Origin of the sequence: Novosphingobium sp. P6W (assembly GCF_000876675.2) — a bacterium.
In the GTDB taxonomy this organism is placed as follows: domain Bacteria; phylum Pseudomonadota; class Alphaproteobacteria; order Sphingomonadales; family Sphingomonadaceae; genus Novosphingobium.
In genome coordinates this window covers 1956206-1969003 of sequence record NZ_CP030353.1, presented here as the reverse complement: position 1 = coordinate 1969003, position 12798 = coordinate 1956206, and the positions used below count along the sequence as shown (strand labels likewise).

Annotated in this window: 11 protein-coding genes; 3 read left to right on the top strand and 8 right to left on the bottom strand. The window is 62.0% G+C overall.

Annotated features, from left to right (window positions below; genetic code table 11):
• Positions 1 to 6: 6 nt before the first annotated feature.
• Together TQ38_RS24585 and TQ38_RS24580 are read right to left on the bottom strand one after the other, a co-directional pair.
• Complete coding sequence (locus TQ38_RS24585; RefSeq protein ID WP_043970326.1) at positions 7 to 1029, bottom strand: alpha/beta fold hydrolase; 1023 nt, start codon at positions 1027 to 1029, stop codon at positions 7 to 9.
• Positions 1030 to 1151: 122 nt separating this feature from the next.
• On the bottom strand, positions 1152 to 2159 hold the full coding sequence (locus TQ38_RS24580; RefSeq protein ID WP_162792367.1) for a LysR family transcriptional regulator: 1008 nt from the start codon (positions 2157 to 2159) through the stop codon (positions 1152 to 1154).
• Positions 2160 to 2221: 62 nt separating this feature from the next.
• Between TQ38_RS24580 and TQ38_RS24575 the strand changes: the two genes are divergently transcribed.
• A complete protein-coding gene (locus TQ38_RS24575; protein WP_043970323.1) occupies positions 2222 to 4618 on the top strand; it encodes a TonB-dependent receptor in 2397 nt (798 codons plus the stop codon).
• A gap of 133 nt (positions 4619 to 4751) precedes the next feature.
• On the opposite strand, the gene TQ38_RS24570 is transcribed toward TQ38_RS24575, so the two are convergent.
• Together TQ38_RS24570 and TQ38_RS24565 are read right to left on the bottom strand one after the other, a co-directional pair.
• Entirely contained in the window at positions 4752 to 5840 is a 1089-nt protein-coding gene (locus TQ38_RS24570) for an alpha/beta fold hydrolase (protein WP_082057481.1), read from the bottom strand.
• A gap of 97 nt (positions 5841 to 5937) precedes the next feature.
• Positions 5938 to 6825, bottom strand: a complete 888-nt coding sequence (locus TQ38_RS24565; protein WP_043970772.1) for a LysR family transcriptional regulator — start codon at positions 6823 to 6825, stop codon at positions 5938 to 5940.
• A gap of 107 nt (positions 6826 to 6932) precedes the next feature.
• On the opposite strand from TQ38_RS24565, the gene TQ38_RS24560 reads away from it, so the two are divergent.
• Together TQ38_RS24560 and TQ38_RS24555 are read left to right on the top strand one after the other, a co-directional pair.
• Complete coding sequence (locus TQ38_RS24560; protein WP_240198089.1) at positions 6933 to 8339, top strand: MFS transporter; 1407 nt, start codon at positions 6933 to 6935, stop codon at positions 8337 to 8339.
• 27 nt (positions 8340 to 8366) lie between these two features.
• Positions 8367 to 9440 carry an LLM class flavin-dependent oxidoreductase gene (locus TQ38_RS24555; protein ID WP_043970321.1) on the top strand — a complete coding sequence of 358 codons (1074 nt, stop codon included), beginning with the start codon at positions 8367 to 8369 and terminating at the stop codon, positions 9438 to 9440.
• 148 nt (positions 9441 to 9588) lie between these two features.
• Here TQ38_RS24555 and TQ38_RS24550 read toward each other — a convergent pair whose 3' ends face one another.
• The 4 genes from TQ38_RS24550 to TQ38_RS24535 all read right to left on the bottom strand — a co-directional run bounded on the left by TQ38_RS24550 (position 9589) and on the right by TQ38_RS24535 (position 12785).
• Positions 9589 to 10014 (bottom strand): hypothetical protein, encoded by a 426-nt coding sequence (locus TQ38_RS24550; RefSeq protein WP_113942042.1) that lies wholly within the window; start codon positions 10012 to 10014, stop codon positions 9589 to 9591.
• Positions 10011 to 10538, bottom strand: a complete 528-nt coding sequence (locus TQ38_RS24545; RefSeq protein ID WP_052505516.1) for an LLM class flavin-dependent oxidoreductase — start codon at positions 10536 to 10538, stop codon at positions 10011 to 10013. The genes TQ38_RS24550 and TQ38_RS24545 overlap by 4 nt, the downstream gene beginning before the upstream one ends.
• 121 nt (positions 10539 to 10659) lie before the next feature.
• Positions 10660 to 11664: a carbon-nitrogen hydrolase family protein gene (locus tag TQ38_RS24540; protein ID WP_043970317.1), complete on the bottom strand. Its 1005-nt coding sequence runs from the start codon at positions 11662 to 11664 to the stop codon at positions 10660 to 10662.
• Positions 11661 to 12785 (bottom strand): LLM class flavin-dependent oxidoreductase, encoded by a 1125-nt coding sequence (locus TQ38_RS24535; RefSeq protein ID WP_162792366.1) that lies wholly within the window; start codon positions 12783 to 12785, stop codon positions 11661 to 11663. Before TQ38_RS24535 ends, TQ38_RS24540 begins: the two co-directional genes overlap by 4 nt.
• Positions 12786 to 12798: the final 13 nt, after the last annotated feature.

Here is a 12798-nt window from a genome sequence, read left to right as displayed (position 1 = left end):
GAACGTTCATCGTTGGGAAGGAGGCGGGGCCTTGGGGCGAACAGGCGTTACCGACCGCAGGTAAGCCAGCACGCTGTCGGCGAAGCGTTCGGGAACCTCCAGTGGGGGATAGTGACCAACATCGGGCATCATCAGCGTGGAGACCTGCGTGTTATGCAGCGCCTGCTTCAGGTCCGCCGCGCTTTCCGGGGGCAGGACCGGATCGCGCGCACCCCATAACAGCAGCGTCGGCGCGGTGACCGCGTCGAGCGCAGCGGCAACGCCTGGAGCGTCGTCCAGCGCTTCCACCATGGCCAGCCGATCCGGCACGGGCTCGCGCCGGTTCATGTCGTAATATTGGGTCAGCAATGCCGGCGAGACGCGATCCGGTTCGCCGGTGAAGAAGCGGAAGAATGCCTGCCAGTAAAATAGCGGCCGGTAGATCTTGCTTTTGCGCCCCTGTCCGGGCGTCGACAGCGCCAGTTCGCGGGCAAGGTCGCGGCTGAGTGTCATGCCCTTGCCGTCGGCCCTGCCCATCGGCGTATTGGACAGGACGAGGCGTTCCACCTGCTGGGGATGACGGGCAGCAAAAAAGAAAGCGGCGGAGCCCCCGCTGGACACGCCAACGAAGGTAGCCGAGCGTACGTTTAGCTTTGCCAGCATTCCTTCCAGAACGACCACCGGGTAAAGCGGGCGATCGTACAGCGCCTGTGGCGCAGGTCCGGAAAGTCCCATGTTCGGTTCGTCGTAGCGGATGACGCGGTAGCCGCTGTCCACCAGTCGAGGCACGACCCGGTCGTAGGTCCGCAGGGATCCGCTGGACCCATGCAGAAGCACTATGACCGGCCCTTTCCCCTGATCGGTGTAGTGAATGCGTGCACCTTCGATCATCGTGAAGCGCGAATACGGGAGGCCGTAGCGGCGCTCCAGTTCGGCGTGCGCAATATAGGCGGGCGGGGAGGTTTCGGCCTTTGCTGGCGAGAGAGGCATAGGAAGCCCGGCCATCAGCGCCAGGGCGGGAAGTATGCGCGGGAAAGTCCTTCGTCGCATTCGCTCTCGTCTCCCAACCAGCTACAACTTGCCGATTAGGGAGGCATGACATGCGAACGGTAATGAAAAGGCCGCTCTCGGCCATAGATGAAATGCATGACCCTGGAATGCGTGGAGGGATATTACGCCAAGGGGGCGTTGACCGGGGATAGTTCGGCCCGGAGCAGGTCGGCAAATTCCACAGCGATGGGCCGCAACGGTACGTCCGCGCGGTACACCAGCCCACACGAGCGCAGCAACGGCATGCCCGGAACATCAAGTGCTTTCGTCCGGCTGCCTTTCATGTATTCCGCCGGGAGGCTGCCCAGATATCCTTCGGTTTCGATCATGGTGCGGATCATGGAAATCGAATCCGTGCGCAGTATCTGCTTAGGAAAGCCACATCCCCCGGCTGAGAACATGCGTCTGGCAGAAACATCGGCGTGATCGGAATTGAGCACCACCCAGGGTTCGCGCACCAGGCGATCGAAGCCGATCTGTCCCCCAGTCCGGCTCAAAGGATGGTCGCTTGCCGCATAGATCGCAGTCAAAGTGGTGAACAGCCGTTCGAAGACGAGGCCTTTTTGCATACGATCCATCGGCACCATCGAAGCTACAAGTTCAACCTCGCCCTCCATTATCATCGGAACAAGATCCTCAATCAGCCCGGTCCTGAGGTTGATCGACAGATTGGGCTGCTTGCTCGCGAATTTCGCAAGGATTGGTGACATCATCAGTTCGGCCATGTGCGTGCCGACGCCTATGGTAATCTGGCCGCCAAGGCCCTGCGAGAGCCGGGCTATCTCAGCCCGCGCGTTGTCCGCGCCCGCTGTCAGCATTTTTGCATATTCGTACAGTATGAAGCCCGCGGCGGTTGGCGAGACGCCGTTATTCTTGCGGATCAGCAGCGAATCGCCAACGCTCTGTTCCAGCGCGTTCATGCTTCGGGTCAGGGCCGGCTGGGTAAGATGGACGGCTTTGGCCGCACCAGAAAAAGATCGCTGATCCACGATAGCGATCAGGTGGCGCAACTGCCGCAGATCCATCGCGAACTCCTTGCTAGCCGCGCGCACGGAAATGAATTTGCGCGAGGACGATAACTTGAAATTATGACCCTGCAATGAAAAGTCAATTGTTGCGGTTTTGACCACATGACAGCCTCCACCCAAGTCGCAAGATCGCGACTGGGCAATATCAAAACACAGGGGGTCTCATGAGATTCAAGCGCCTTGCCATCCATAATTTTGGTGCATGCGTAACTACCGCGCTTTATGTAACGGCCCTGTCACCGGCAGCAATGGCGCAAGAGGCAGCTGAACCGCGAGCGGAAACCGCAGCAAGCGGAGATAACGCGATCGTCGTCACAGCACGTCGCCGCGAAGAAAAGCTGCTTGAAACGCCAGTCACGCTGTCGGTCATGACGGCAGAGACCCTTGCCAAGCTGAACGTCAGGAACGTGCTGGACCTGCAGGCCTATACGCCGGGTCTTTATGCGCAGCAGACCAGTTCGGGCCGCGTCGATCGCAGCTACAGCCAGATCACGATCCGGGGCATTGCCGATCCGCTCAACCCCACAGTGTCGGTCTTCCTCGATGGAACGCCGGTCAACTTCGACGTCATCAACAACCTGGGCAACGAAGTACTGCGCACCGAAGTGCTCAAGGGCCCGCAGAGCGCCGCGTTCGGTCGCCAGTCCTTTGCCGGTGCGATCAACGTCGTGACTCGCGATCCGGGCGGAGAGTTCAAGGGCGAGGTCGACGGGACTGTCGGCACGTATTCGCTATATGACCTGCGCGCTAGCCTTGAAATCCCGATCCTGGGCGATGCGGTTGCGCTGCGCGTCGGCGGCCGCATGTTCGGTCAAAACGGGCAGTACACCAATACTTTCGATAATAGCCGCCTGGGCGACCAGGAGACCCGGACCGTCAGCGGAACCCTCGTCATCAAACCCTTCGACGGCCTGCGTCTGAAGGCGTTCGGCATGTATCTGGAGGATAGCGACGGCGCGGGACCGGGCGCATTTTCCAGCCAGCGGCCCGTCAACACGTTCAATTGCAACGCCGGGGGAGCGCCCACCAACGTAAACAACTACTATTGCGGCAAGATACCGCAGTTCCCGCTGAGCCAGTTGGGTCAGAATCCGGCGACGCCCGCCTTCGTCAGCCAGGTCGTCAACAACTCGCTGGGTATCCTTAACCCGACATACAAGGCGATCAATCAGCACGCCGGGCTGGAACGCCGCGAATTCGTGGGGAACCTGGGAATCGACTTCACCATCCCCGGATCGGACATCGTGCTGTCCTCGCTCACCGGATACAACAAGACCCGTTTTCAGTCGAACCAGGACCTCGACGGTCGCGACACGAGCGGCATCCCGAACACTACCGTGTCGACCATTCCCGGCTTCGTGAAGGACCCGTACATCAACTATCCAACCATGGCGATGTACCGGGAAGTGGCCTTCAGCCAGGAATTCCGCATTACCTCAGGTGCCAACCAGCCGTTCCGCTGGATGGCGGGCGTCAACTATTTCAACGTCGAAAACCGCAGCTACACGGTCGCCCTTTATCCTAGCTCGATCCAGGTGTTCGGCGATGGCTCTCTCAACCGGTTGAGAGACAAGAGCGTGTTCGGAAGCGCCTCCTACGACTTCTCGTCGCAGTTTACGTTGAACGTCGAAGGACGCTACATCCGGGAAGAGCTGAAGGTCTTCTTCCGCAACCCGCAGACGCTGCGGACCAGCGGCAAGTACTCCCGCTTCGTGCCGCGCGTTTCGGCGCAGTACAAGTTCACGCCCGATCTGATGGGGTACGCCACCTATTCGCGCGGAATGAACAAGGGTGGTTTCAACCTCTCGGTCCTGCCGCTTACAGCAGCGCAGAGGGCAGAACTGGAGCAGACATCCTCTGTAACCAACATCTACAAGCCCGCGCTGATGGACAACTACGAGATCGGCCTGAAAGGAGATATCGCCCGCCGGTTCTCGTTCAGCGCTGCGGTATTCCTTGGCAAGTGGAAGGACCAGGCGATCACGAATACGGTGGGCGTGACCAACACTGTGCCGGGCGCTGCGCCGATCTTTGTCGGCGTTACGCAGAACACCGGCCGCAGCACGGTCAAGGGCGCGGAGATCGAGGGCAACTACCGCGCCACCGATCATTTGAACTTCAACTTCAACGCCGGCTACAACAAGGTGACGCTGAACACCACCATCCCCTGCGCCGCCTGCGTAGCGATCACCGGAAGGAACACCATCCAGGCAGGCCAGCAGAACCCGGCAGCCCCTGTCTTTACCAGCAACGTCGGAGCGGAATATTCGGGCGAGTTTGAAGGCGGCCACCGCTGGTTCGTTCGCGCCGATTATGCCCACCGCAGCCGGATCTACACCGATTACCAGAACATCGCCTGGATCGGCGACGGCAATAAGGTGAATGTGCGTGGCGGCGTCACGCTCGGCCAGTTCGACGTGCAGGTCTTCGTGAACAATGTGCTTAACGACGATGCCTATACCGGGGTGCAATCCACTACCAGCCTGCTAGGCGGCAACGCCGTCGTTCTCTCGATGCCAGTCAAGCGCAACGGCGGCCTGCGGGTACGCGCCAGCTTCTGATTTCATTCTTCTGGGGCTGTTTCCGGATACCGGGAACAGCCCTGCTTTTGTATCCAACCTTCGGAAAATGAGATCGAAGGTGGACTCAGGATGCTGCTGCGGCGCGGTCCCGACCAAGATCGGGACGCCGCCATCATCGGCGGTGCGCTTGTTCCGCTGGTGCGCGAGAAGATTGCGGCACAGCGCCAACCGGCCTGACCGCCGGGGCGGCATTGCACGCTGGCACGGCTTGGTTCTGGGATGCCAAGCCGGGGGCCGTCATGAAGTCTGCAAGGTCGCCCGCTGCCTGCGGGGCTTCAAGCGGCAGGAAATGTCCCGCGCCGGGGTAGGCAATCAGGCGGGTTGGGGCCTTGGTAATCGTGGCCTGCACACGGCACGCGACCGACATCGGCAGCATTGAGCCGGCGCCGCCCCACAGGATCAGTGTCGGGACACGAACGTCGGCAAGCTGACCGCTCGTTTTTCGGGAGCGTTGGCCATAGTCGCGTGCTTCGAAGCGCAGGTTGGCCGTGAACCGGTCCAGGGTCTGCGCATTGCCGGGCTTGCGATGCATGTCGTAAGTCTCGTCGATCAGCGCAGGCGTCACCTTTGCGGGATCGGCGATCAGCCGGTGCAAGAGATAGGAATAGAATGCGCGAGGGCGATAGACCGGGCGGAACACCCAGGTCTCCAGCGTCGCCATGTACCACGGGCTCTTGGGCTGGAGCGTTGGCGGTATCGGCACCAGCGGCGCATTGATGAGCACCAGCTTGTCGATCTGGCCCAGGTGGGCCAGCGCATAGCGCATCGAAACTGCGCTGCCGGTCGATATGCCGCCGATGGCGAAGGTTTTGAGCCTGTAATGCGCCGCAATCCCGGCGATCAGCTGCTCCACACGCTGCGGGCTGTAGACGCCTGACGGATCAGGGCCGGAAAGACCATAGGGCGGCATGTCGAAGCGGATGACGCGTACCCTGTCCTTCATCCGGCCTACCCATGGGTCCCAGATGCGCGCCGACTGGTAGTGTCCGTGGACCAGTATCAGCACCGGCCCATCGCGCGGACCATCGTCCATGATGTGCAGCTCTACCCCGTCGATCCGCACGTAGCGTGACGATGGCTCCTGATACCGGGCGCGCAGGTCATTCAGCGGTACCGCGAACATTCCCGCTCGGGCCGACACCGCAAAGGCGATAGCAGCAAGCAGCAAAAGCCCCATGCTTCCCCAAAGCCACCTGCGCATGCATGTCTCCCCAACTGTCGATCGACGGATTATCGGCAGGCGCCCGCAGGCCTGCCAATTGAAAAGCCGCCGCAGGCAATGCGTGAAACGTATGATGTCACTGGGCCAAGCCGCGCGTAATTTCCTCGAGCGAGAACCGCAGGGCTCCCGTCATGTAGGAGCGTCGACGGGTGATCAGGCACAAGTCGGTAGTGACGGGGGGGATGTCCGTCTCCAGTTCGACCAGCACGTCATCGGCGGCCTTCTGGTCGTTGATACGCGTCATCATGATCAGCATGTCGCTTTCAAGCGCAATCATGCGGAGCATGGTGGGGGCTACGCAGCGCAAGCGGATGTTGCGAAAGACTTCCTCCCCGCCCAGCATCTGCCGATAATAATTGTCTGCCCCCGGTTGATCGAGGATCGCCCAGGGCATGCAGGCCAGTTCCTGTAGTGACACCTTGCCCTTGCGCGCATACGGATGCTCGGGCCGGACCATCACCACCATGGCAAGCTTCGCCACCGCCTTGTAGCGCAGGTCGTCCACATCGAGATCGGGGCGACCAAGGTCGATGATCGCATCGAGTTCGCCTCGCCGCAATTTCGCCAGCTGCGAATCCTGAACGTCATAATCCAGTGAAACACGCAGATCCTCGCGCAGCAGCGACAATCTGCCGATGCTGCGGGCCACGGGCGCCAGCAGCGCACTTTCGCCAAGGCCCAGCCGGACGTGGCCGAGCCGTCCCGCCCTCATCGCCGAAACGTCGTCCTGTGCTTGGCGCGTACCGGCGATGATACTGCGGGCGTGCTCGGCGAAGGCTTCCCCATAGCGAGTGGGCATCACGCCGCCGTGGCTTCGTTCCAGTAGATCGACCTTGAGCGTCAGTTCCAGCATCCGGATGCTGCGCGAAAGCGTGGGCTGGGTGACGTTCTGGTCGCGTGCCGCCTGTGTCATCGACCCGGTATCGAGCGCTGCAAGGAAATGCCGCATCTGCCGCAACTGCATGGCCGCCTCCATAGAATTTCTGAATGGAGAAAGCGCCACATTGCATTGGCGTGTATAGCGCGGAACCTGCATCTGTTCGTCAGACAACCAAAGGAGGCGCGACAGGCATGCAGGGCAGCGGGATTGGCGCGACGGCACTTTCCACTGAACCCGGTATTGCCGCGGTCTCCGTTTCGACGGGCGACCACGCCGCGGAGACACCGCTGAGCCGCGGTCTTCAGATGGGCTGGGCCTTCGGTTCTGTGGGCAGCACGACGATCCTCTACGTCGTGAATGTCATGTTCCTCTACTTCATGGTGTCGCACCTGGGCATCGCACCGGCCATCGCAGGGTCAATCATGATGTTCGCGCGCATCTATGATGCCATCGCGGATCTTCTGATCGGATACGGCAGCGACCGCACAAAAAGTCGCTGGGGCCGCAGGCGACCATGGATGGCGGCCGGCACGATCTTGGGTACGATGGGGATGGCCGCGCTATTCCTGCCCCCGCTCGCATCGGGGAGCGGAGCGGTTAGCGGCCAGATCGTGTTGGTGCTCGTGCTGCTGTTCACCGGTTATTCCGCTTTTTCCATCCCCGCTTCCGCCATGGCGACGGAGATGACGACAAGCTACCAGGGCAGGACCTCCCTGATGGCCTGCCGCACCTTCTTCATTCAGGTCGCAGGGCTGGTCGGCGCTTCAGCCGCGCCCGCCATGGTGGCCTGGGGCGGCGGGACCAGCACGGCCTATGTCGTCATGGGCTGCGTCATGGCGGCGGTCGTTTTCGTAAGCATGGGAACCGCCGTTCTGACGACCTCGTCTGCACGTGAGACCGTGCGCACCGATCATCGCCTTCCAAGCGGGCAGCAGATCGCTACCCTACTTGCCAATCGGCCTTTCCTGGTGCTGCTGGCGGTCAAGTTCTGCGGCTACATCGCCACGGCAGCCATGGGTGCGGCGGGGCTGTTTTTCATGCGTGACGTCGTACAGCGCGGCGAGGCGGGCATGTCGCACTATGCTTTTATCAGCGCGATCGTCGGCATGGCTTGCGTTCCGCTGTGGCGCTGGATCGCGCGCCTCGGGCGCAAGGAGCATATCGCGATCGGCGCTTATCTCATGCTGGCGATGACGAGCCTGAGCTGGATGGCAGCCGGCCCCGCCGAAAGCGATCTCATTTTCTGGTGCCGCGCCGCCCTGACCGGCATCGCGACGACGGGTGGCCTGTTGATGGCCCTGTCGATGCTGCCGGACACCATCGAGCACGACTTTCACCTAACCGGCCTTCGGCGGGAGGGCGTGTATTCCGCATTGTTCGAATTCTTCCAGAAGGCAGCTTTCGCCATCGGACCTTTCATCGTCGGGCTGTTTCTCAGCGCAAACGGTTACCAAGCCTCCGCGGGAGCGGCCGTCGTGCAGGGACGCGATGCGATCGATGCGGTCCGCCTGACCATGAGCGTTCTGCCTGCCCTCGCCTACTGCGCCTCCATTGTGCTGCTCCTCGCCTTCTATCGCTTTCCGCGATCCGCCGCCTGATCCTTCCCGACCACAAGGATACCATTCATGCCGATCGAGATTATCGGGACGTTCAGCCATCGCGATTCTTCGGAAAGCCATCCTGCTCCCCTAGGGCAGATCGACACCGATTTCATCCGCACCCTCACACAATCCTTCGAGCGCAATGGCTTCGACCGCATCCTGATCGCGCAGGCGGCAAGCTGGCCCGACGGCATAGTCTTCGCCTCGCACATGGTTGCATTTACCGAAAAGCTGAAGTTGATGATCGCGCACCGTCCCGGCTTCATTGCCCCGACGATGGCCGCGCGCATGTTCGCGACGCTCGACGGGGTGAGTGACGGGAGGGTCGGCGTTCACATTATCTCCGCGCCAAGCGATACCGAAACGCAGGCCGACGGTGATTTCCTGACGCGAGACGAACGCCATTTGCGCAGCGGTGAATACATCGCCCTGATGCAGCGCGTCTGGCGGGGAGAAACCTTCGACCATGACGGCACCTTCTTCCGCTTTCGCGGCGCCCATTCGGCCGTCACTCCGCTGCAGGAGGAAGGTATTCCCATCTTCTTCGGGGGCCTTTCGGAAAATGCGCTGACGGTGGCGGGCGCCCACGCGGATATTTATGCATTCGGTGTAGATACCATCGATAACAGCCGCACCCTCATCGACCGCGTCCGGAGCGAAGCAGTACGTGCTGGTCGCGAGATCGACTTCTGCATGTCTACCCGCATCATCCTTGGTGAAACCGAGGAAGCCGCGTGGGACAAGGCGGCAGAGGTGCTCGAACAGGTGACTGCGTCTGTCGCCGACCTCGACCGACGCGGCATGGCGATAAGCACGCTCGGCAAGGCCGAACGGATCGAAGCCATGGCAGCCGAAGGCCTCCTTCTGGACGAACGCCTGTGGATCGGCATCAACAAGGCCACCCGCTTCCAGAAAGCCGCCACGACGCTGGTGGGTACGCCCGAGCAGGTTTCCGACGCGTTGATGCGCTACCATGCGCTGGGGGTTCGCCGCTTCCTGATCAGCGGCTACTCTCTTCTGGATGACATCGTTGAGTTTGGCCAAACCCTCAACCCATTACTGAGAGAAAAAGCCGAGGTTGCCCGTATACAGGCCTAGCGGATCCTGCGGATTTGTCCTGCCACAAAGTGCTCCCTTCGACCTGTCAGATAACGCGGAAGATTAGGTCAGCAAGTCTGCCGCGACAGCGCCGCCAAGGTGATAGCCTGCACTTTGCACCGCGCTCAGTTGCGAAGCTCTCGGGACCTCAAAGCGTGATCCCGGGCGGAAAGGGCTGCGCATCGTGCGGCCAACCGTCGAATGCGGCCTTGAGCTGATCCCAGTCGCTCGAAAGTCGTACGTTGATGGCCTGAAATGTTTCAAGATTGCAGACCGTGGCGCTGTGGCCCGTACCCTCGCAATCGACGAATACGAAAGCGTCGCCCGGACGGCCGAGCCACTCGCGCAAGGGTCCGGCGGTGACCTCGATCTTGATCGCGCCGCGCATCACGATCTGGACGCTGCCAAAGCCCTTTGAGATGTGCAGTAGGTCGGGTTCGCCGCCGCCCTCTACTGACATGGTGCGCCAACCCGGCGAGGGAATCGGCGCCGTCCCGGCCACGTAGGTGTTTCGCGGTTCGATCCGCGCCATGTAGCTCTCACCGTCGGGTCCGGCGTAAACGAGGAACATCATCGCAGCGACGCCTCAGGCCGTGACCATCTGGCGCGGAAAGGCGGCGGTCGCCTTGCGCCGCGCCGGTCCGATCTCGCGGCCGATCCACAGGATGTCGCCGACCAGATATGGCGCAGGATCCGCACGTATTCGTGGCTGCGGTGATAGCGGTCGTCCTTGGTCAGGAAGTCGCCGTCATTGCGCGTTTCGGCATCGCTTGCCGCAGTGATGATGCGCACCCCGACGCCACCCTTGCTGAGCTTGTCCAGCGTCGCGAACATGCGCGCGGCCATGGTCGGCGCGATGAAGCCCGGGCGATGCGCGATCATCACCCGCAGGCGCTGCGTTCGGGCCAGCGCCCAGGACGCGATCGTGATCGGATCTGGAGAACGGGCGTTCTGGCCGATCAGCACCCGGTCATAGCCGGCCTCGTCGTAGACCTGAGCGAACTCAACCACAAAATCAGCATCGAAAGGATCGGTCGCCGGTCCCCGTTCTTCGGAGCCACGGCCAAGATTGAGAAGCCCGACCAGTTCAATTGCCATGATTATCTTCCCGATCCGCGCTTACCGGCACAAGCCATTGAAAGCATGTGTCGTCTAACGAGCGTGCCCGCCTGACCGGCCTCCGAATATTCCGAAGTCGCGCATGGCTGGCGGGCGTTGTTCAGTTGCCTGGCGCCTTGCCGCGCCCGATGTCTTGCAGACCTTTCCAGACCTGTTCTTCGACCGCCAGCAGCGCGTCGACGCTGCCCGGCGCCGCCTGTGCAAAGGCGTCGGTCGGCCACAGCGGTAACTTGTGCGGATACTCGGCGATCTGGGGCTGGATTTGCGCGAGCAGATTAGCCGCCGGACTGGAGCGTGTCTTGCGCAGCGCTTCGATGTCGACGCTGACGAGCGTGAAGCGCGGATCGTCGGAGGGCGCCGCGATGGCCCTGCCCTCGAAATCCCAGGCCTTACTGGGAATGTCACTCTGCACGCCGTTGACGGCCGCGAAATAGGCGACGTTCTCGAAGGCGCGCACTGCACGAACGTGATCAGCGCCAGGTCGCATCATGTAGTCGATGACCGGCGCGGCAATCGGATTGAGGATGACCTCTGCGCCTTTCAACGCCAGCGCGCGGGTGATCTCGGGGTAATGCGGTTCAGCGCCGATGACCACGCCTAGCGTCCCCAGCGGGGTGGGCAGCACAGGCGTAAAAGCGTCGTGACCAAACACTTCGACGAAGCGGCTATAGACGTCGATAGGGCTCAGCCGCATCGAGATGGAGTAATTCTTTCGGTAAGTGAGCCCAAGCTCGCCCAAGGGCGTCAGGATGCCTGCCGAGATGAAGTAGCGGTTCGGAAAGGCGGCGTGCTTTTCGGAGGCCGATAGAACAACGTAGGCTCCCGCCCGCCGCGCGGCCTTGCCAATGCGCTCCAGTTCAGGGCCCGGGAAGGCCAGGCTTGCGCCTTCCCATGCGGGGCTGTCGAGCGCGGTGTAGCCGGTCAGCCCAAACTGAGGAAAGACGATCAGCTTGGCCCCGAACCTGTCCGCAGCCTGTTCGATCAGGTCGCAATAAAGGCCTACGTTGTGGTCAAGCACGCCGTCACGGACGCGGCCCTGCGCGTCGAACACATTCGGTGCGTCCGGCCTGCACAGGGCAAGCTTGTAATGGGAGGGTGCTATCACGCGGCGGTCTGAAGCGAACGCTCCCTCGCCATGAGCGCTTTCAGCTCAGGGACGAGCTCGCGACCGATGATGATTGCGTCGCGATCCTGGTCGGGGCTGCGCAGGAGGAAGCGGGTGACGCCCAGGCGCCGATACTCCATCAGCGTGTCTGCGACCTGCTGCGGCGTGCCGACAAGGACGCTGTTGTTACCCCGGCCCTTGTAGGCCTTGTTCAGACCCGTCCAGAGACAGCTGTCCAGGCGGTCGCCCTCCTTCGACTGGGAGAGCATGCGCTGGAAGGCCCCGGCGGCGGCTTTCTCTTCCGGCTCGCCCGGCTTGCCGCCCATTGCGACGTTACCAACGCTCGCCATCTGCGCGGTGACCTTGTCGAACAGTCGATCGGCACGCGCCCAGGCCGCGTCCTCGTTGTCACCCAGCAGGATGACCATGGTCATCAGCACCTTGATCTCACGACCGTGGCGTGCTGCTGCCGCTCGCGCGCCGCTCGCCAGAGCCCCGGCCCGTGCGAAGGTGTCACCGCCCATGGCGTAGACGTCTGCAACGCGGCCACCCACGTCAAGCGCGAGGTCGGAAGTTCCGCCCCAATAGACCGGTATCGAGCCCAGGGTTGGCCGGATCATCGCGCTGGAGCCCCGGAACTTGTAGAATTCGCCGTCGTAGTCGAACGGCTCTGTCGCCGACCACATCTTGCGCATGACCTCGACGTATTCGCCGGCCAACCGGTAGCGATCTTCCTTGGTGTTGAACGCGCCATCGGCCTGAACCTCGCGGTCGTCGGCACCGGCGATGATGTGCACAGCCGCGCGGCCTTCGCTCAGCCGGTCCAGCGTGGCGAGATGGCGCGCTGCCGCCGTGGGCATCACCGGTCCGGGACGATGCGCCAGCATGAAGCCGAGCTTGGTCGTGATGGCCGAGAGATAGGCGCCGATGGCGAAGGACTCTGGCATGATCGTGGTGTTCGCGATCAGTACGCGATCATAACCAGCGGCCTCCTGCGACATTGCCGCCCGTCGGATGTGCTCGGGATCGAAGTCCGGACCGCTGGGAGCGTCGCCCACGCCGCCGCCGCGGTGATTGATGATCCCTACGATCTCCAGATCGTCCTGAGCGGCAATGTCCATCGCTTTTGTCCCT

What these genes read in the sequence shown, in the direction of transcription:
- TQ38_RS24585 (WP_043970326.1), bottom strand. Translation starts at nt 1,029, where the DNA reads ATGCGACGAAGGACTTTCCCGCGCATACTTCCCGCCCTGGCGCTGATG.
- TQ38_RS24575 (WP_043970323.1), top strand. Translation starts at nt 2,222, where the DNA reads ATGAGATTCAAGCGCCTTGCCATCCATAATTTTGGTGCATGCGTAACT.
- TQ38_RS24570 (WP_082057481.1), bottom strand. Translation starts at nt 5,840, where the DNA reads ATGCGCAGGTGGCTTTGGGGAAGCATGGGGCTTTTGCTGCTTGCTGCT.
- TQ38_RS24565 (WP_043970772.1), bottom strand. Translation starts at nt 6,825, where the DNA reads ATGCAGTTGCGGCAGATGCGGCATTTCCTTGCAGCGCTCGATACCGGG.
- TQ38_RS24560 (WP_240198089.1), top strand. Translation starts at nt 6,933, where the DNA reads ATGCAGGGCAGCGGGATTGGCGCGACGGCACTTTCCACTGAACCCGGT.
- TQ38_RS24555 (WP_043970321.1), top strand. Translation starts at nt 8,367, where the DNA reads ATGCCGATCGAGATTATCGGGACGTTCAGCCATCGCGATTCTTCGGAA.
- TQ38_RS24550 (WP_113942042.1), bottom strand. Translation starts at nt 10,014, where the DNA reads ATGATGTTCCTCGTTTACGCCGGACCCGACGGTGAGAGCTACATGGCG.
- TQ38_RS24545 (WP_052505516.1), bottom strand. Translation starts at nt 10,538, where the DNA reads ATGGCAATTGAACTGGTCGGGCTTCTCAATCTTGGCCGTGGCTCCGAA.
- TQ38_RS24535 (WP_162792366.1), bottom strand. Translation starts at nt 12,785, where the DNA reads ATGGACATTGCCGCTCAGGACGATCTGGAGATCGTAGGGATCATCAAT.